23 protein-coding genes are annotated in these 18,080 nt (G+C 34.8%); 15 read left to right on the plus strand and 8 right to left on the minus strand.

All coding sequences use genetic code 11. The features are described from left to right. Window positions 1-330: 330 nt before the first annotated feature. Window positions 331-543 carry a transposase gene (locus VIO64_RS17195; RefSeq protein ID WP_331920493.1) on the minus strand — a complete coding sequence of 71 codons (213 nt, stop codon included), beginning with the start codon at window positions 541-543 and terminating at the stop codon, window positions 331-333. A gap of 472 nt (window positions 544-1,015) precedes the next feature. On the opposite strand from VIO64_RS17195, the gene VIO64_RS17200 reads away from it, so the two are divergent. The 5 genes from VIO64_RS17200 to VIO64_RS17220 all read left to right on the plus strand — a co-directional run bounded on the left by VIO64_RS17200 (window position 1,016) and on the right by VIO64_RS17220 (window position 4,094). After that, entirely contained in the window at window positions 1,016-1,930 is a 915-nt protein-coding gene (locus tag VIO64_RS17200) for a YafY family protein (RefSeq protein ID WP_331920495.1), read from the plus strand. Window positions 1,931-2,005: 75 nt separating this feature from the next. Next, window positions 2,006-2,272 (plus strand): zinc ribbon domain-containing protein, encoded by a 267-nt coding sequence (locus VIO64_RS17205; RefSeq protein ID WP_331920497.1) that lies wholly within the window; start codon window positions 2,006-2,008, stop codon window positions 2,270-2,272. Window positions 2,273-2,335: 63 nt separating this feature from the next. Beyond that, on the plus strand, window positions 2,336-2,866 hold the full coding sequence (locus tag VIO64_RS17210) for a ClbS/DfsB family four-helix bundle protein (RefSeq protein ID WP_331920499.1): 531 nt from the start codon (window positions 2,336-2,338) through the stop codon (window positions 2,864-2,866). 721 nt (window positions 2,867-3,587) lie between these two features. Then, window positions 3,588-3,758: a SymE family type I addiction module toxin gene (locus VIO64_RS17215; RefSeq protein ID WP_331920501.1), complete on the plus strand. Its 171-nt coding sequence runs from the start codon at window positions 3,588-3,590 to the stop codon at window positions 3,756-3,758. Between the two features lie 27 nt (window positions 3,759-3,785). Beyond that, entirely contained in the window at window positions 3,786-4,094 is a 309-nt protein-coding gene (locus VIO64_RS17220; RefSeq protein ID WP_331920503.1) for an IS110 family transposase, read from the plus strand. Between the two features lie 341 nt (window positions 4,095-4,435). Here VIO64_RS17220 and kdpC read toward each other — a convergent pair whose 3' ends face one another. The 4 genes from kdpC to kdpF are packed head-to-tail and all read right to left on the minus strand — an operon-like array spanning window position 4,436 to window position 8,914. Then, complete coding sequence (kdpC, locus tag VIO64_RS17225) at window positions 4,436-5,062, minus strand: potassium-transporting ATPase subunit KdpC (protein WP_331920505.1); 627 nt, start codon at window positions 5,060-5,062, stop codon at window positions 4,436-4,438. 13 nt (window positions 5,063-5,075) lie between these two features. Beyond that, complete coding sequence (gene kdpB, locus VIO64_RS17230) at window positions 5,076-7,121, minus strand: potassium-transporting ATPase subunit KdpB (protein ID WP_331920507.1); 2,046 nt, start codon at window positions 7,119-7,121, stop codon at window positions 5,076-5,078. Between the two features lie 16 nt (window positions 7,122-7,137). Further along, window positions 7,138-8,817 carry a potassium-transporting ATPase subunit KdpA gene (kdpA, locus tag VIO64_RS17235; protein WP_331920509.1) on the minus strand — a complete coding sequence of 560 codons (1,680 nt, stop codon included), beginning with the start codon at window positions 8,815-8,817 and terminating at the stop codon, window positions 7,138-7,140. A gap of 19 nt (window positions 8,818-8,836) precedes the next feature. Continuing rightward, window positions 8,837-8,914: a K(+)-transporting ATPase subunit F gene (kdpF, locus tag VIO64_RS23150; protein WP_414705308.1), complete on the minus strand. Its 78-nt coding sequence runs from the start codon at window positions 8,912-8,914 to the stop codon at window positions 8,837-8,839. 250 nt (window positions 8,915-9,164) lie between these two features. Between kdpF and VIO64_RS17240 the strand changes: the two genes are divergently transcribed. From VIO64_RS17240 to VIO64_RS23155, 6 genes are all read left to right on the plus strand, one after another. Next, a complete protein-coding gene (locus VIO64_RS17240; protein WP_331920511.1) occupies window positions 9,165-11,009 on the plus strand; it encodes a HAMP domain-containing sensor histidine kinase in 1,845 nt (614 codons plus the stop codon). A 4-nt stretch (window positions 11,010-11,013) separates the two neighbouring features. Next, complete coding sequence (locus VIO64_RS17245) at window positions 11,014-11,592, plus strand: response regulator (protein ID WP_331920513.1); 579 nt, start codon at window positions 11,014-11,016, stop codon at window positions 11,590-11,592. A 355-nt stretch (window positions 11,593-11,947) separates the two neighbouring features. Further along, entirely contained in the window at window positions 11,948-12,217 is a 270-nt protein-coding gene (locus VIO64_RS17250; protein ID WP_331920515.1) for a hypothetical protein, read from the plus strand. Window positions 12,218-12,319: 102 nt separating this feature from the next. Then, the gene (locus VIO64_RS17255) at window positions 12,320-13,222 is read left to right on the plus strand and encodes a GNAT family N-acetyltransferase (protein ID WP_414705309.1); all 903 of its coding nucleotides are present in this window, start codon (window positions 12,320-12,322) and stop codon (window positions 13,220-13,222) included. A gap of 74 nt (window positions 13,223-13,296) precedes the next feature. Beyond that, window positions 13,297-13,755 carry a hypothetical protein gene (locus VIO64_RS17260; protein WP_331920519.1) on the plus strand — a complete coding sequence of 153 codons (459 nt, stop codon included), beginning with the start codon at window positions 13,297-13,299 and terminating at the stop codon, window positions 13,753-13,755. Window positions 13,756-13,874: 119 nt separating this feature from the next. Then, window positions 13,875-14,009 carry a hypothetical protein gene (locus VIO64_RS23155; RefSeq protein ID WP_331920607.1) on the plus strand — a complete coding sequence of 45 codons (135 nt, stop codon included), beginning with the start codon at window positions 13,875-13,877 and terminating at the stop codon, window positions 14,007-14,009. A gap of 221 nt (window positions 14,010-14,230) precedes the next feature. On the opposite strand, the gene VIO64_RS17270 is transcribed toward VIO64_RS23155, so the two are convergent. From VIO64_RS17270 to VIO64_RS17280, 3 genes are read right to left on the minus strand one after another with little or no spacing between them, the layout of a single operon-like run. Continuing rightward, window positions 14,231-14,425: a dockerin type I domain-containing protein gene (locus VIO64_RS17270; RefSeq protein WP_331920609.1), complete on the minus strand. Its 195-nt coding sequence runs from the start codon at window positions 14,423-14,425 to the stop codon at window positions 14,231-14,233. Further along, window positions 14,410-14,649, minus strand: coding sequence for a hypothetical protein (locus tag VIO64_RS17275; protein WP_331920521.1), 240 nt, complete (start codon window positions 14,647-14,649; stop codon window positions 14,410-14,412). The genes VIO64_RS17270 and VIO64_RS17275 overlap by 16 nt, the downstream gene beginning before the upstream one ends. Then, window positions 14,633-14,944 (minus strand): hypothetical protein, encoded by a 312-nt coding sequence (locus VIO64_RS17280; protein WP_331920523.1) that lies wholly within the window; start codon window positions 14,942-14,944, stop codon window positions 14,633-14,635. Before VIO64_RS17280 ends, VIO64_RS17275 begins: the two co-directional genes overlap by 17 nt. A 140-nt stretch (window positions 14,945-15,084) precedes the next feature. Here VIO64_RS17280 and VIO64_RS17285 point away from each other — a divergent pair, with 140 nt between their 5' ends. The 4 genes from VIO64_RS17285 (at window position 15,085) to VIO64_RS17300 (ending at window position 18,076) form a co-directional block, all read left to right on the plus strand. Further along, a complete protein-coding gene (locus tag VIO64_RS17285; protein ID WP_331920525.1) occupies window positions 15,085-16,035 on the plus strand; it encodes a type II CAAX endopeptidase family protein in 951 nt (316 codons plus the stop codon). A 163-nt stretch (window positions 16,036-16,198) separates the two neighbouring features. Further along, a complete protein-coding gene (locus VIO64_RS17290; protein WP_331920527.1) occupies window positions 16,199-16,870 on the plus strand; it encodes a hypothetical protein in 672 nt (223 codons plus the stop codon). Between the two features lie 100 nt (window positions 16,871-16,970). Continuing rightward, on the plus strand, window positions 16,971-17,210 hold the full coding sequence (locus VIO64_RS17295; RefSeq protein WP_331920529.1) for a hypothetical protein: 240 nt from the start codon (window positions 16,971-16,973) through the stop codon (window positions 17,208-17,210). A gap of 332 nt (window positions 17,211-17,542) precedes the next feature. Then, the gene (locus VIO64_RS17300) at window positions 17,543-18,076 is read left to right on the plus strand and encodes an NHLP leader peptide family RiPP precursor (RefSeq protein ID WP_331920531.1); all 534 of its coding nucleotides are present in this window, start codon (window positions 17,543-17,545) and stop codon (window positions 18,074-18,076) included. Window positions 18,077-18,080: the final 4 nt, after the last annotated feature.

Below are 18,080 nucleotides of genomic sequence, written 5' to 3' on the forward strand. Positions count from 1 at the left end.
GAGGTCTTAAGATATCCATTTCCTTGCATAGCCTGTATACCTTCTTATCATCCACTATCAGTTTAAATCGTCTTTTTAAAAGAATTGTAAGCTTATAATATCCATATCCAAAGGCTTCTGTTTCAATGAGTTGTATAATTAATTCTTTTATGTACTCATCACATATTTTTTCACCATATTCATTGAAGGAATATCCTGGTATAGGTCTCCCGCCGTTTTCCAGCTTTATATATCCCTCATTTTGTTTTCTATGATAATAGCTTGATCGGTTTATCTCAAGAGCATTTAATACAAAATTTGCTGAAAACCCTTGATTAATCCATTCGTCAGCTATTCCAATCTTTGTGGCAATGGCGAATTCGTTTTTTTAATACATCCCTCAATATGGCTATTTCTAGTTCTTAACCAGTAACTTACATTTTTAGGGCTAATTCCGTGTTTTCTAGCTACTATACTTGCATTTCCAGTTTCAATAGCTTCTCTGACTATTTGCTCTATAAATTCTTTTTCATAAAATTCTTTTTCATAAACTTTTTTTCCCAATTATGTAACCCCTCCTGACAATTTCTATTTTACTTGTTTATTCCGAAACTGTCCAAGGTGATTATGAGGCTTAAGTGAATGTTATATAAGAATAAAGCATTTTTTACTGTATTCATTCCAAATATTACACTATTTAATATTTAATCCCGTTGAAGAGGCATGTGTAAAAGGTTGCAAAATAAATTTTAAGAAAAGTTATGAAAAATCGAGATTTCGCAAGCTTTTATGTGTCTAATTTAAAGTATACACTCATCCTGTTAGGTAAGAAAGGAAATTTCCAAAAGGTTTATGCTGTAAAGGACGGTTATACAACCGGATTCACTGGTGCGGCGGTTATCGTTGGCTTTTGCGGGGCTACGCACCCCGTGTCCCCGACCTCTTCCAAAGAACAGGAGGAAATGAAAACAAAGTTCCATTAAACATGACGTGATGTTGTCATGTTTTTGTGCTATACTAAATTTGAGGTGGTCATATGCAGATAAGCCGACTATTTGAGATTGTATATCTCTTAATGAATAAAAAGAACATGACCGCAAAAGAACTGGCAGCACACTTTGAAGTTTCCATCAGAACGATATTGCGCGACATAGACACTTTGACAACGGCGGGCATTCCTATTTACACCACGCAGGGCAAAGGCGGCGGCATTTCCATTCTCGATAGCTACATTCTCAATAAGACTGTGCTGTCGGAGGACGAGCAAAATCAAATCCTTTTTGCCCTGCAAGGTTTATCCGCTACGCATAATATCGACACGGATAACATTCTCGTTAAACTGCAAAGTCTTTTTGAAAAAGCGGATTCGAATTGGATAGAAGTTGATTTTTCACGTTGGGGAAATAGCGTAACCGACAAAGCAAAGTTTGATTGTCTGAAAAACGCTATTATCAAAAAGCAAGCTCTTGCTTTCAATTATTCCAATTCATACGGCGAAACGAGAGACCGCAAAGTTTATCCCTTGAAATTGGCGTTCAAATCTAAGTCGTGGTATTTGCAAGCCTTTTGTTTGCCAAAGGAAAACTACCGAACGTTCAAGGTAAACCGTATGCGAAATATTGAAACGATAGACGAAACATTTAGCGGTATGGCGTTTCAAATCCCTGAAATGGATTCGACTGAGTATCAATCACCCTGCCTTTTAGATGTAAAGTTATTATTTTCGCCCCATGTGGCCTATCGTGTTTATGACGAGTTTGATGAAAAAGACATTACCAAAAATGAGGACGGCTCATTTGTCGTCGCTATGAAACTGCCAAACGATTACTGGCTTTACGATTATATCCTCTCTTTCGGTGATTCAATTGAAGTTTTAGAACCGCAAAGCGTCCGCAATGAAATTGTAAAGCAAGTGGATAAAATAAAAAAGAAATACCTAAACAAAACATGACATGCTGTTGTCACCTTATATCTGTTATGATGTGAACGTAGGGAATAACCGCAAACACGAAGGGAGGAAATGAATATGGAAGAAAAGTATTGCCAATGCTGTGCTATGCCGATGGGCACAACCGATGAAATGTACGGCACGAATACCGACGGAAGCAAAAGCGAGGATTACTGCAAATACTGTTTTGAATACGGAGCGTTTACATCAAACGCCACGATGGACGAAATGATTGAGATTTGCATTCCTCATATGGCTTCCGTCAATTCAGGCATGAGTGAGGACGAAGCACGAAAAATGATGCGTGAGTATTTCCCAACGCTCAAACGTTGGAAAACAGCCTAAACTTAATTCAGCTTAGGGTATGGAATTTTTCCATTCCCTAATGTCATAAGGAGGATAACCGCAATGGGCAGAGCAACGACAAAGCCGGACTTGCTTGATATGGCAAGCAAACAGTTTGAAAAGATGTGGAAACTCATTGACTCCATGACGGAGGACGAACAGACCGCAACCTTTAATTTCAGTGAAAATGTAGGCAAAGAAGCACATTGGGCACGCGATAAAAATTTACGCGATGTTCTTGTCCATTTGTACGAATGGCATCAACTATTGCTGAATTGGGCTGCGTCTAACCAAAATGGTGAAGCAAAACCATTTTTGCCAGAACCCTACAACTGGAAAACCTACGGTCAGATGAACGTGGAGTTTTGGAAAAAACATCAGTCCACATCTTATGAGGATTCAAAAACGATGATCCGTGAAAGCCACAAAAAAGTAATTGATATGATTGAACAGTTTTCCAACGATGAACTATTTGCAAAAAATTATCTTCCATGGACAGGCACATCAACCTTGGGCAGTTATTGCGTTTCGGCTACCGCCAGCCACTACGATTGGGCGATAAAAAAGATTAAGGTGCATATAAAGAGTTTCTAAAATCGTCTTGCAAAAGGCTTTCGAGATAGGAATATACGAGCAAGGTAGTACAGTCGTGAATACGAAAAGTTCCTAATGTGGGGTAAAACCCTCGCAGTAGGGACTTTTTCTGTTGCCCTATCATAGACGTACAATTTCTCGCCTACAGTTGCCATCTGTGTTTTTGGGCAGTCGAGGGATAAATCTTACCTTCCAAACGGAGCGTGAAAAGCCTTTGTTTGTGCGGTTTTAAGCCTAAAGCGTTACGGTTGAGGTATGAAGAATTGACCACCACAGTAGAAAAGGGTGGGGATTTTCCCACCTAAAAACAGTCCTTGACAAAACAATCCAAATTCAATTTTCCTTTCTTACCGTGGGGAACTTGTAAGATGCGTATGAGCTACCAGTAAGGGATCAACTAAGCAAAATCAAACTATTGAAGTACTTTAAGTATTTTTAAAGTTTAAAGCCGCTTTTTAAGTGCCCATAAGACATGTATCAAAAATACAGATAATTGATACATGTCTTTGCCATACCATTGAATAAGTGATTCTATATTCAATGTATGGCGTAGGCTTGCTTAAAAGCTGCTTGCAGAGCCTCTCCAAATCAGGAGGAATTTTTTGATTTTCTTTTTTTAAAATCCCTTGACTGAGGCATGGTCTAGCGGTAGTCTTTGCACCGGCTTATACAGAGGGTATCTGGTTTTATAGGCTGGATTGTATTTTATGGGTATATATATATGGTAGCTTTAGCATCTATCAGAGAGCATTGGCTGGATGATGCTCCAGCCGTGGTAGTATCGGCGGATTGGCTTAGTCAGTATGGTTTTGAGGTAGGCCGTAAGGTAGTTATTGAGGTTTCACAGGGCGTTATTACGATTCGTCCTGTAGATTGTGAGGATGACGCATGAGGGTTAGAGATCGTTTTTTACATAGGGATGCCAGAGATCGTTCCCAAATTCGGATACAAACTGCAAACCATGAAGGGAATAAGTACAACATTTGCTGCTGGACTAATAGCCCACATAGGCAACATTGACCGCTTTTCCAATGCCTCAAAGCTTGCCAAATTCGCAGGAATAAGTCTTGTCAGTTATGCAACAGGTAAAACATCCAAACATTTTAGCGACAGGCGAGGAGATAAGGAACTAAGGCACATCTTTTTTCACCTTGCCGTACTTGTTGTAAGTAACTACGCAGGGCAGAGAAAGCCTTTTAACCCATATTTTTATGAGTATTATAAATAGAAAGATTTCTGAGGGAAAAACAAAACGCCAAAGTTTAAAATGTGTAATGCGTAGGCTGGTAAATATAATTTACCGCATGATGAAAGATAAGTCAGAGTATTATGAAAAACCAATGCCAAATGATGAAACATAATGTATAATATTTACTGAAGCCTGAGTTATTAAGGAACCTCTTATGAAGAATACTTTCCTCCTTGATTTATTAATCTTCATCATCATCTTCAAATTTATAGACTTCAAAATAATCATTATCATAATATTGATAAATTTTAAATATTAAATATTAATAAAAAATATTGAAATATTTCTATAGTTTTTTCAGCCATTAACAGCCCTGCAAGTTATTTTTTATCAAGCCGTTTTTGTATTTCAATATTTGCTTTAAAAAAATTCACTCCTGGTTCGCCAAATATCCCAAAGGTCCTTTCATCAGTGCAATTATCTACAATCTTGCTAAGCTCTGTTTCATCAATACCTGTAGCTTTTGAAATTGTGGGAATCTGGATTTTTGCACTTTCTATACTAATATGAGGATCAAGACCCGAGCCTGAGCTTGTAACTAGGTCTGTAGGGATATTTTCTTTCTTTACATCGGGATAGGTTCTAATAAACTCATTCATTTCCTTTATTACCCTATCAACTAATTTGGGGTTTGAAGGTGCCAAGTTTTCTGAGCCTGAAGAAACTCCAGTATAAGCAGTTTTGCCATTGTTATCAGGTTTTGTTTCTTCAACGGTATATGTGTTATAGTTATATGCCGATACTCTGCCATGGAAAAATCTATTGCCGGTAAAGCTCTGGCCTAAAAGCTCTGAGCCTACTTTTTTACCATTGTACTCAACTATACTTCCATTGCTTTGTTTTGGAAATAAAAGCTGGCTTATGCCTGTAATAGCTAAAGGATATAGGAAACCGCAAATTATTATCATAACTAAGCTAATTCTTAATGCTTTTATAAAATTATTCATAATACCACTCCTCCTAAGCCAGGTTCATCATATTTAGAACCGGATTTATCAATACGTCAATAAGCTTTATTCCTATGAATGGAACAATTATACCTCCAAGGCCGTAAATTAATACATTCTTTGCCAGTAAAGCCTCAGAGCTCATTGGTTTATACTTGACACCCCTCATAGCAATGGGTATTAGTGCCGGAATTATTATTGCATTAAATATTAGTGCTGAAAGAATTGCACTATTGGGAGAAGCCAGCCTCATGATATTTAATGAATTCATTTGAGGGATTGCCAGAGTGAACATAGCCGGAATAATGGCAAAGTACTTGGCAACGTCATTTGCGATACTGAAGGTTGTAAGGGAGCCTCTTGTTATTAAGAGCTGCTTTCCGATTTCAACTACCTCTATAATTTTTGTAGGATCAGAATCCAGATCTACCATATTAGCAGCTTCTTTTGCAGCCTGAGTACCGCTGTTCATCGCCAAGCCTACGTCAGCCTGGGCAAGAGCCGGAGCATCATTGGTACCGTCTCCTGTCATGGCAACAAGTTTACCCATAGCCTGCTCTCTTTTAATAACATCTATTTTCTGTTCAGGCTTGCACTCAGCCACAAATTCGTCAACACCTGCCTCTTTTGCGATAGTTTCTGCCGTGAGTGGATTGTCACCTGTACACATAATTGTTTTTATTCCAATTTCACGTAAACGTGCAAATCTTTCAACAAGTCCAGGCTTAATGGTATCTTTTAAATATATAACCCCTACAATTTCTTTATCAACACAAACTACCAAAGGAGTTCCTCCAAGTCTAGAAATCCTTTCCACTGCTTTGTCCAAATCTTCAGGTAATTTTCCACCTAATGAAGAAACATACTTCTTTATGGTATCTGCTGCACCTTTTCTTACTTGTGCTCCATTGGGAAGATCCAGACCGCTCATTCTTGTCTGGCTTGTAAATTCGATTGCTTCGGCTTTGTAATACTCATTGGTATCAACCTGAATTCCTTGTTTATTGGCAAGCTCAACAATGGACCTTCCTTCAGGAGTATCATCCTTCAATGATGAGATGAGGGCAAACCTTGCTGCATTTTCTTGGGTGGATTTTCCCACAGGTACAAATTCAGCAGCCATACGGTTTCCATAAGTAATTGTTCCGGTTTTATCAAGTATCATAGTATCTACATCGCCACATGCCTCTACTGCTTTACCAGACATTGCTATTACATTAAACCTTGTTACCCTATCCATACCTGCTATACCTATAGCTGATAAAAGACCACCTATGGTTGTAGGTATCAAGCATACTAGCAATGCTATTAGGGTTGAAACACCAATCTTTGCACCAGTATAATTTGCCATTGGGTATAAGGTAACTACAACTATGAGGAATACCATGGTAAGACTTACCAATATAGTAGTAAGTGCAATTTCATTAGGAGTTTTTTGTCTTGCGGCACCCTCTACAAGGCTAATCATCCTGTCTAAAAATGATTCTCCGGGAGTTGCTGTGATACGTATTTTGAGCCAATCGCTCTTTAATTTTGTACCTCCGGTAACCGAACTGAAGTCTCCACCTGCTTCCTTCATAACAGGAGCTGATTCTCCTGTTATAGCTGACTCATCCACGAATGCTAATCCCTCAACTACTTCGCCATCATTTGGTATGGTTTCTCCCTCATTGACAAGGACGATATCTCCCTTTTTTATTTCGCTGGAATCAACTATTGTTGTGCTGCCATCCTTTTCAACCAGCCTTGCCTTTGTATCTTTTCTGGTTTTTTTCATGCTGTCTGCCTGGGCTTTACCTCTGCCTTCAGCCACTGCTTCTGCAAAATTAGCAAAAAGTATTGTTATAAATAGGATTAACGATACCACACCGTTATAGAGTCTATTTCCTTTTTCATTAACGGCATTTGGAAACAATGTAAGAAAAACAGTAATCAGAAAGCCTATTTCAACAACAAACATAACAGGATTTTTTATCATGTTTCTTGGGTCTAGTTTTGCAAATGAATCTTTTAAAGCTTTTATTAATATCTTTTTATCTATAAAGCTCTTACTTTTCATATACTTTTCACCTCTCCTATTTCATCATGGTCAAATGCTCTGCTATAGGACCTAACACCAATGATGGTAAAAACGTCAATGCACCAACGATAATAACTATAGCTACAAGCATAACTCCGAAAATTGCCTTATCTGTTTTAAAAGTTCCTGCTGTTACCGGTACTGCTCTTTTTGATGCCATAGAACCTGCCAGTGCAAGCATGGCTGTAAGCGGAATATATCTTCCGATAAGCATTACGAGGGCTGCAGAAATATTCCAGAATACAGTGTTATCGGCAAGTCCTTCAAAGCCTGAACCATTATTGGCAGCAGATGAAGTAAATTGATAAAGAATCTGGCTGAATCCATGGAAACCAGGATTGGTAATTCCATTGGTTCCTGGGGTTACCAATAAAGCAATCGCAGTAGGAAGGAGTATCAATAAGGGATGAAGAAGGATCGCAATTGCTACCATTTTTATTTCTCTGCCCTCTATTTTTCTTCCAAGGAACTCAGGGGTTCTTCCAACCATAAGGCCGCAGAGGAAGACAGTAAGTATGGCGTACATGATGATATAAATGAATCCCGTTCCCTTACCTCCGAAAACCGTTTGCAGCATCATGTTCCACATGGCTGCTAGGCCGCCTAATGGGGTGAGGGAATCATGCATTGCATTGACGGCTCCTACCTGATAAGCAGTAGTTGCGGCAACAAATAAGGAGGACTCTGCAACTCCAAATCTTGTTTCCTTACCTTCCATGTTACCCATGGATTGCGACAGCCCGGCTTTTTCCAGTATTGGATTACCCTTGCTTTCAGCATAATAAGTAAATGCAATACTTCCAATTAAAAGCACAAACATTGACAGAAAAATTATAACCGATTGCTTTTTATTTTTAATCATATTACCAAATGCAAACACCAAAGATGTAGCAATTAGTCCAAGACAAATTATTGTTATAAGGTTTGTAAGGGGAGTGGGGTTTTCAAAGGGGTGTGCCGAATTGGCTCCAAAGAACCCTCCGCCATTGGATGCCAGGTTTTTAATAGCTTCCAGTGCAGCAACAGGACCTAAAGCTATATCCTGCATTTTACCTTCGATGGTGCTAACAGTCTGGTTGGGTGATAGTGTCTGAGGTACTCCCTGCCAAACCAGGAATAAGCTTATAGCTATTGATATTGGCAACAAGAGCCTTGTTGTAAATCTGGTAAGGTCTACATAAAAGTTACCAAGCCCTTCTTTTCTTCCTGTAATTCCTCTTAAAAATGCTGCTGTAGCTGCAAGTCCTGTAGCAGGAGCTACAAACATAAAGCATGTGAGCATCATTTGGGTAAAATATGAAACCCCTGATTCTCCGCTATAATCCTGTAGGTTTGTATTTGTTATAAAACTAATTGCAGTGTTTAATGCTAATGATGATTCCATTCCATTAATTTTGTTTGGATTTAGAAAAATAATTCCTTGAAGCTTCAAAACCAAAAACAATATAAAGCACAAAACTATATTGCTAAGGAGTATTGCCACTATATACTCTTTCCAATTCATTTCATGGTCTTTCCTTATTCCAGTCAGCTTGTAAATAACGCCATCAACTTTATTGAAAACAGGATCAATAAATGATTTATCACCTGAAATAATCTTATAAATGTACTTTCCAAGGGGTATGGATAAAACTACTAAAATAATTACTGTTATTGAAATCTGTAAAATTCCCATTCTGTTCATCTCCTAATTTCTAAAACTTTTCCGGGTTAATTAGTACATACCCAAGATAAATAAATAATGCCAAACTTAAAATTACTATAGCTACCATATTGATTCATCTCCTTGATTTCCTTAGCTTGCGACCAATTTTATTATATTCCTGATAAACTAAAACTCAAAATTGGCTTTAAATTTCAATTCAGTTTTACCAGACAATTTAAAAGCTGTTAATTTAATTTACATCTTACTTATGTAGTTTTTACTCCGTTTATCTTCATTTAGTATAGGTGTGGTGCATTGAATAAATAATTTAATACAAATATACTTTAATTATTACTTATATTTGCGAGGTATATCCTATGGTTAATACGTTAAAAGGCAAAATATCATTAGTTTATATTGGTCTTGTATTTTTGATAGCAGTAGTAGGATTTACTGGATTCTTCAACTTATACAGGCTTGAGAAGACTGTAAATAATTTAATGACTGCCAATTATAAAAGTATCAGTGCTTTGACAAATGCGTTTGAAGCCATTGAAAGACAGGATAGTGCCATGCTTATTTATATAAGTGTTGATAGGCAGAAAGGCATTAATCTCTTTACTCAAAGCAGTACTAATTTTCTAAAATGGTTTAGCATCGAAGAAAATAATATCACCGAGCTTGGTGAAAGTGATATTGTAGAAGGTATAAATAATAACTATGGGACATTTGTAAAGCTTTTTTCAGAATTGCAGGAAGTTAGGAATACGAATGGAGAAGATGCATCTGTAGCTTTTTATGATAATAAAATTATGCCGATTTTTAATAAACTGAAACTCCAACTGAGGAATCTAATAAACATTAATGAAAAAGCAATGTTCAATAGTAAAACTTTAGCAAATAATAATACTAAAAGATCAATGAATATGCTTTTACTACTATCTGGCTTAACAATTATTGGAGGACTTGTATTATCTATATATTTTATTAAGATATTCTTAGGACCATTGCAAAAATTATCAAACGGAATAAGTAAGATAAAAGGAGGGGAACTTTATCATCATTTAGATATAAATACTAATGATGAGACTGGAAAACTTGCAGAAGAATTCAACCAAATGACAAAAAGGCTCAAAAACTATGAACAAAGTACACTAGGCTCTTTAATGGCTGAAAAAAATAAAACAATGGCGATAGTAAAGAGCATTTCAAGCCCTATGCTGGTCCTTGATAACAACTACCGTATAGTTCTTATAAATAATGCATGTGAGAACTATTTTTCTATAAGTGAGGAAAATGTTTTAGGAAAACATTTTCTTGAGGCTATTAGAAATGGTGAGATTTTTGATCATATATCAGGAACAATTGAAAACAGTCATGATCATAATGAAAAAATTATAAAAACAGTGAAAAGTGATGATGAAGAAAATTTCTATAATGTTGTTGTTAGCACTATTAATGATGATGAAGAACAACCTATAAGCGTCATTGTTACAATGCAAAATGTTACTGAGCTAAAAGAATTGGAAAAAGTAAAAACTGATTTCATAGCTACAATTTCTCACGAGTTTAAAACACCTTTGACTTCAATTATGATGGCTGCCAGTATGCTATCAGAAGATGGTATGGGTGAATTAAACGAGGTTCAAAAAGAAACCGTTGAAACAATAAAGGAAGATGGCGAAAAACTTTCAAACCTTGTCAGTGAACTTTTGGAGTTATCAAGAATTGAGTCAGGAAACGCAATATATGATTTTTCACCTTGCTCAATTAATTTAATTGTTAATGAAAGCATAAATAATTTTATATCCATAGCCCAAAAGCGGGATATAAATCTTATTAATGAGTTAGAAATAGATCTACCTTTAATTAATGCAGACTTTGAAAAGATTAAATGGGTAATGAATAACCTAATAAGTAATGCATTAAAATATACTAATTCTGGTGATTTTATAAATATTAAATCAAGGATTGAAAAAAACTATGTTTTCATTTCTGTTGAAGATACAGGTGATGGGATTCCAAAAGAATATATTCAAAAAATATTTAATAAGTTTGTCCAGGTTAAAGGTAGAGATATTGAGGTGAGAGGGACAGGGCTTGGTCTATCCGTAGCAAAAGAAATAATAACAAGCCACAAAGGTAAAATATGGGCAGAAAGTGAGCTGGATGCTGGTAGCATCTTTACTTTTTCCTTACCTACTATAAAGAGGGAGAAATGATTCTATGAAAAAAGTGCTTATTGTAGATGATACAAAAAACATAAGGGAATTGCTTACTAAATGCCTGAAAATAGAAGGATATGATGTAAAAACTGCAAACGATGGAAATGGGGCTATGGAAATATTTTTGCAGGAGGCTTTTGATTTAGCTTTTTTAGATATAAAAATGCCACATTTAAGCGGAACTGAGGTACTTAAAAAGATTCGTGAAATAGGTATTAAAACTCCTGTTATTATCATTACTGCATATGCAACTGTAAAAAATGCTTTTGAGTGTACTCATATGGGTGCTGTTGCTTATTTACAAAAACCATTCACACCAGAAAAAATTAGAAATGTGCTTTCAGACCTTAACGAGGGGAATACTGTTGGAGAAGAAGAATCTTATTCAGACTTTCTTACAAATGCACATAAATTGATTCAAGATAATTTGTTTTCTGAAGCGGTTTATTTACTGAAGAAAGCTTTATCAGAGAACCCTTTGGATGCAGAAGTATATTTATTATTGTCAAAAGCAAATAAAGGTTTAGGATTTAATATTGATGCTGAAAAATATTTTAAAATTTATGAAATAATCAAATAATTTAAAGAGTAATTGATATGAATTTAAACCCCAAATTTTACCAAACACATTTCAGTACAGAGCACGGATGCTCCCACTACCCCTATTAGCTGAAAAGTATGCTGAAAGCTATTTATATTTCTGGTCGGGTAACAATTCTGTTTTTGCTGCTATTTGTTTATACAAAGACAACAAACCTGATGACAGAAGTATTGTGGCTAAGACTTTTAAATTAAATTAGCAAGGGCTTTAGGGTAAATCTGAAATAAACAAGCTTTTAAATTTAGCATGTTCTTGCTATAATTGTCTAAAGCTAGCACAGGATTAAAAATAGCAGTACGTTTATTGTATACTATTGGAAAGGGGGATATTGCAAATGCCAGATGAGAGTAAAAACCCTAGTCAACAAAATCTCAAGGTTTCAAGATTAAGTGTAACAGCATTGGGGTTTGTTTTCGTATTAATGATTACTTATATGGTGTCTATCCTTTTAGGATACGTTCCACTAGTATTTGGTGGGTTTATAATAATTGCAATTTTTATCATATTTATTTTATCCCTAATAGATCTCCTAAAGAGAAATAGAAATATATTTATACCTATTGATACTGAAGATGAGTTCAAAGAAAGCAATATACACTTGTAAAGTAGTCATAGCAATACATGTATTAGTTAGAACCTAGTATTATTAAATGTTATACAAAATATTTCGAGGCGGCAGGAGGTCAAAAGGCGGGTAATGGATAATATTATGGAGAATGTAAATATTAATGGTAAAATCTATGGATTTGTTGTTGATTATAAAAATAATGATCAATTAAGGAACAGTCTAAATAGTTTGACAAAAAGAATATATGGATTTGATTTTGAGGAATGGTATCAAAATGGATATTGGAAGGATGGATACATTCCTTATTCAATAGTGGACGGAAATAATATCGTTTCCAATGTATCTGTAAATGTCATTGATTTCTTGGTAATGGGGGAAAAAAGGACATACATACAAATAGGCACTGTTATGACAGAAAAAGAATATAGAAAAAAAGGGCTAAACGGATTCCTTATGGAAAAGGTGTTGGGGAACTGGAGAGGCAGATGCGATTTAATATATCTTTTTGCCAACGATAGCGTCCTTGATTTTTACCCTAAATTTGGTTTTAATTCCGCACATGAGTATCAACATTCAAAAGAAATCTTCTCAGAAAATAATTCATTTGATTTTGTAAAATTAAACATGTCTGATGAAGAAAATAAAAACTTTCTTTTCAATAAAGTCAATCAATCATTACATTTTTCACAAATATCAATGGATAATAAGGCCTCTCTTGTCATGTTTTATTGTACATCATTCATGGATCAAAATGTGTATTATATTAAAAGATTTGATGCTGTTGTTATTGCAGAATTTAATGAAAGCATATTGTATATAAACGATATTTTTTGCGAAAAGGAAGTTTTACTAAATGACATTATTTTATCAATGACAAATAAGGAAATAAAAAAAGTCGTTTTAGGATTCACACCTAAAGATACAGCATCATTTGATGCAACATTATTAAAGCAGGAAGACACAACTCTTTTTATACTTGATGATAGATGTGGTATATTTGATAATAAAAAAATAATGTTTCCCATTTTATCGCATGCGTAGTAATGTAAGATTGGGATCTAAGTCTATGAAGTTGGCATACCATCCGTACATATGTAAAAATAGGAGGCGTGAAAATGTGGAGAATTGCAATTATTATTTTTGCAGGTTTTTTAGCTTTAGGTGTTACCGGCCCTAAATTAATTAAAATGGCTCAAATTAAGGGGTGGGTAACAGGTGCAGAAATAAAAGTTGAGGAAATAACTCAAAAGTGGAACCAGACACCGGATATACATCCAAGTGGAAGAAATACATTTTGGATTTCATGGGGTAATCAAGACATCAGTGTGAGAGGAAATCATAGAACTAATGTGGAAAAAGAAATATGGGATAGTATAAATATAGGTGATAAAATAGAGCTTGTTTATGTTCCAGGCGATACTTCAGCATATTTAAAGGATGGTATATTCGTTGGGCCGGGCAATTTCATATTTGATATAGTTTTACTTTTAGGTGAGCTTACTACAGTGTTTATCTTTATTATTCAATTAATTAAAAGTCGTCGGTTTCCTTCGGTGGAGTCCCAACAAAGGTAAACCTGCTGTAGCTTAAATTTTAATAGAGATTCATGATATGTATATTAAAGTTGATGACATAACAAAATATTCATATAACTGTATTCATCACAAAGAATGGACAAGGTGATTTAGCAGTTATAAGTATTGAGACCTATGAGAAACTTGTTGAAAAATTTGAACTATACAAGTTACTTCATGAGGGTTTAGATTCTATGAGGAGTAAAAATGCAAGGTCATTTCATGCAGCTTTAAGTGATATCAGAAAGGCTTGAAAAACGAGCAATTACAACATTGTTATTACAGAGCTAGCTGAAAGAGATTTGTCTGAAATAGGTATAATCTCTCTGCTTGTTAAACCAATTTTACCAAGTATATATTCATTAACCTTAGTCTTACAAACAGGGAGAGAGAAATAGTCAAATTGCTTAGCACAAAGGGAGCACAATCTGCATGCTCCCTTTGTCATTTTCTGCCTAAGTTCAACAAGCCAGCATCAATCCGACACCATGGTATTGAATTTTGCTGCTATAATCACTAAATCACTCATATTTATTGCACCGTCACTGTTCAAATCGTAAGCTTCGACATATTCAGAATTTCCTTTCGCAATATTGAGCACCGATGCTAGAATTATTACATCCGTCATATTAATAACCTTATCACCGTTTATATCTACTCCTTTTGAGATATCTTAAGCATGATTGGATATAATGCAATGTGCTTTGCAACTATTTTTCCAACTATACTAATTTCACTTCCATCTATTTGTACTTTTCCTTCTGGAGCATAGAAAATAGCACTAATCATACTTCTTTGTGCTACTAATCTAATACCCTTACTTATAGAATAAATAAAGGCTGAACCCTTTGTGGTATCAATATTGCTACCTAAAAAATCAACATTGCCTGGCAATAATAATCCCTTTTCCAATAAAACTGATAATTTTAAGATCTCCTTCATATATCTTAATCGCTGCATTTGTGTGCATGTCACCAATAATTTGAATATTCCTCCCTCTAAGATCAAAGTCTGAGTTTTCATCCCCGCTGAAAAGTCCATATTGGAATGGTTTAAGATTATCCAAATCACTTAATTTGCCTAATGATTCTTTTTGACCTTCTGAAAACGTTAATAAACCGCATAAACTAAAAATCATTAGTACAACCAATCCAATTGCTGTATTTTTCCGTTGCTGTTTCTTTCTCATAATCATTTTCTCCCTTGGTTTAATATAAATTCCATAAATTGAATGTACTACCTAATTTAATTTGGTTTGTTTTACATTTTGTAACATTATATTTATATTGTAAATACAACTAGACATCTATAGTAGTAGGTAGTAAAGTTATGAAAAATATGTTAGCATATAAGTGGTTGGAGAATCCCGACATTATGGAATTTTACCAATCATTCAAACTTGAAAGGAAATATAACATGAACAGACTAACTAATAGGATCAGAACGAGGATCAGAACGGATATCCAAAATACTAAAGAAACAACCTGGCTGACTATAGTTATCTTTTGTATAACCTACTGCATATTTACAGCATTTATAAATCTAGTTGTTTTTAAGCAAAACTATTTAGGTTTTATTCCCGATTTAACAATGGGTATTATGAATGAAACACTTACAGCTAATTGGGTTAATATATTATTGTTTGTTTTTATTTTGATACTTATTCAAGGTAAATTAAGCATTTGTGATATAGGTCTAAAAAAGAACCGCTTCTTAAGTGCTGTTTTAGCAGTGATAACTATTTGGGTTATTTTACAATTACTAAATATCGCTGTAGCGGTTGTTATAGATGGAAAACCTGTTATTTATAGCGGATGGAATAAGTATGGAGCACCATATGTCATAGGAAGCTTTATAGCTCAAATTTTAGGAAATGCACTTTTTGAAGAAATTGCCTTCAGAGGATTTTTATTAGTTCAACTCAGCAAAAAGTGTGGAAATAAAAAACCAAATATAATTTTGGGATTAGTTATTTCTCAGCTAATATTTGCTCTGATTCACGTGCCCAACAGAATTTTAAACGGAATGTCGATACTGGAAATATTGCCTTCGCTTCTAATTGTTTTTTTGCTTGGCGTATTTTTCTCTATTATTTACCTCTTTACCGACAACTTATTTTTAGCAGTTGGTATCCATAGTCTATGGAATATGCCGTTACTTATATTTGATGGACTTCAAAGCATATGGGTTGTTATGGCAATGTCAATTGTACTTGTAATAGCGTGGGAGGCTATTATTGCCAAACTAAGCTTTAAATCTGAAACGTCTCCATCTTTATGAAAAAACCGCTAAGCAAGTTCTAAATAAGTAATTGGGAGCAGTTTGGGATTGTTATATTTTACCACCAGAACCCTTGTATTTACTGTTTCATATTATAATTATGTAAACTTATCTGTCATAAATATTATCAACATCTATGATCTTTTAGGGAGGGTATAATTATATGAAAACGAATCATATTGACGCAGAAAAAAAATCGCCTTTGTCTATTATTGCTTGTGTAATCGGAAAGCATCGAACCAGTAAAGCTAATACAGAAAAACTAGTAGAGGATACAAAAGAAAATATCAAAGATGATATAAAAGATTATTTTACCGATTATTTTAATTGTAAGGCAGCACCTGATAATTCAATTGAAGTGCCTCTCAAAGCAGATACCATTGTCAGCAATAACAGCCATGAAATTTCATCTGAAACGGATTCTATAGAAGAATACTCCAGTGAGATGCATCATGCCAAAGAAACTAGTGAAATCAACCAAAACAAATCAAAAAAAACGTTCAAGCCTGATGTAGAACCTAGTAAAGGCATAAAAAAACAAAATGATGAAATAAAAAGCCCTTATCTAGAAGTTGTATTGATATCCACTGATGAACATGGAGGATTAAGCATGAACGACAGTGATAAAACCCTGAACAATAATCAAAATTACCCAGATACTTCATTAAAAGAAGTAGAAGGCATTCCTACTCATTCTGAAATTGAACCAAAGGTTATTGAAATACCGCCTGAAATGTTGACAAACTTTCTTAGCATTTTTAATCAGACTAATGGAAGTATTCCTCTTGATTCACTGATAAAAATAACTAAAGCACCCTCAGAGCCTTTAAATTAATATTTCAGAACATCGAATTATTGTCTACACATTATGGTAACCAATTAACAATAAAACTCATACTATATACTATAACAAAATAGTAAGGAGACTTTTATTTATGGAAGAAAATTGCAAGCATTCAAGTCCTTGTCCTCAGTTACCAGGAACAATTCTCCGTATATTTATACCTGCAGGAGCTGTTATTAATCTGCTTAACCTAATTGAGCTTTCCTCTCCTAGCGGTATATGCATTATACTTAGGTTGCCTTTCCTCGGTGGAAAACACTCAAAGTATGATATTGGCGGTATTTTAGAAACCGTCAAAAATGCCGGTGGTAGAATAGAGTTTGGTAACTAGTATGTTAGCAGCATAACTGCTGTCTGGTAAATACTTACTATGTTAGGATTACTCCTAACATAGTAAGTAAAAGTACTTAATATTATCTTTCAAAAATAAATCTGCTATTTTGATTATATCGTCATACAATGTCTATGGGTTTTTGGTAACTTCAAGGTTAATCAAGAACTCATAGACATTGTAAAGTTCAAAACATTAAAACATCTAAAATATGGTATCTTTTTTCATTGTTACTTATATAATATTAGGGATATTTATTTAAGATCTGCCCGCCAAAAATCATAAATTATTATTTCTGATTTAGCCTGCAAAAAGCATGAGGAGGTTATTTTATGGACTTATATGGGGACAAAGGAAGAACTGTATTAGCTATGCTTATCGCCAGAACATGGAGAGATGAGGAATACAAAAAAGGGTTTCTTGCTGATCCTAAAGAGTTTCTCACAGCAGAAGGAATTGATATTCCTGATTGTGTAAGTATCAAAGTACTTGAAGACACAAATAATGTAAAGTATATACCGCTAGCTAAAAACTTGGATTTGGATTCTAACCAGGACCGTTTAATTTCGCTCTTTAAATCAATCACACCAATACCCGAGGGCAAAGAGTTGCGGCTGGTACAAAGCACTCAAAATACATATTACATAGTTATTCCTCCTCCAATTCCACAAGATAAATTAAATAATTTGTGCTCAATTCTCTTGACAAACCTTGCTGTATCAGAAGGTGTTCAGACAACATACCATGATACAACTGAAGCCGTAGAGGTTGAGACAACAGAAGCTGCAGTCTCACAAACAACAGAAGCCGTAGATGCTGAAACTACAATTAGTGTAGTTGCCGAATTTGCTCTTGTACTAATATAATTAT

Source organism: Pseudobacteroides sp., assembly GCF_036567765.1.
Classification (GTDB): domain Bacteria; phylum Bacillota; class Clostridia; order Acetivibrionales; family DSM-2933; genus Pseudobacteroides.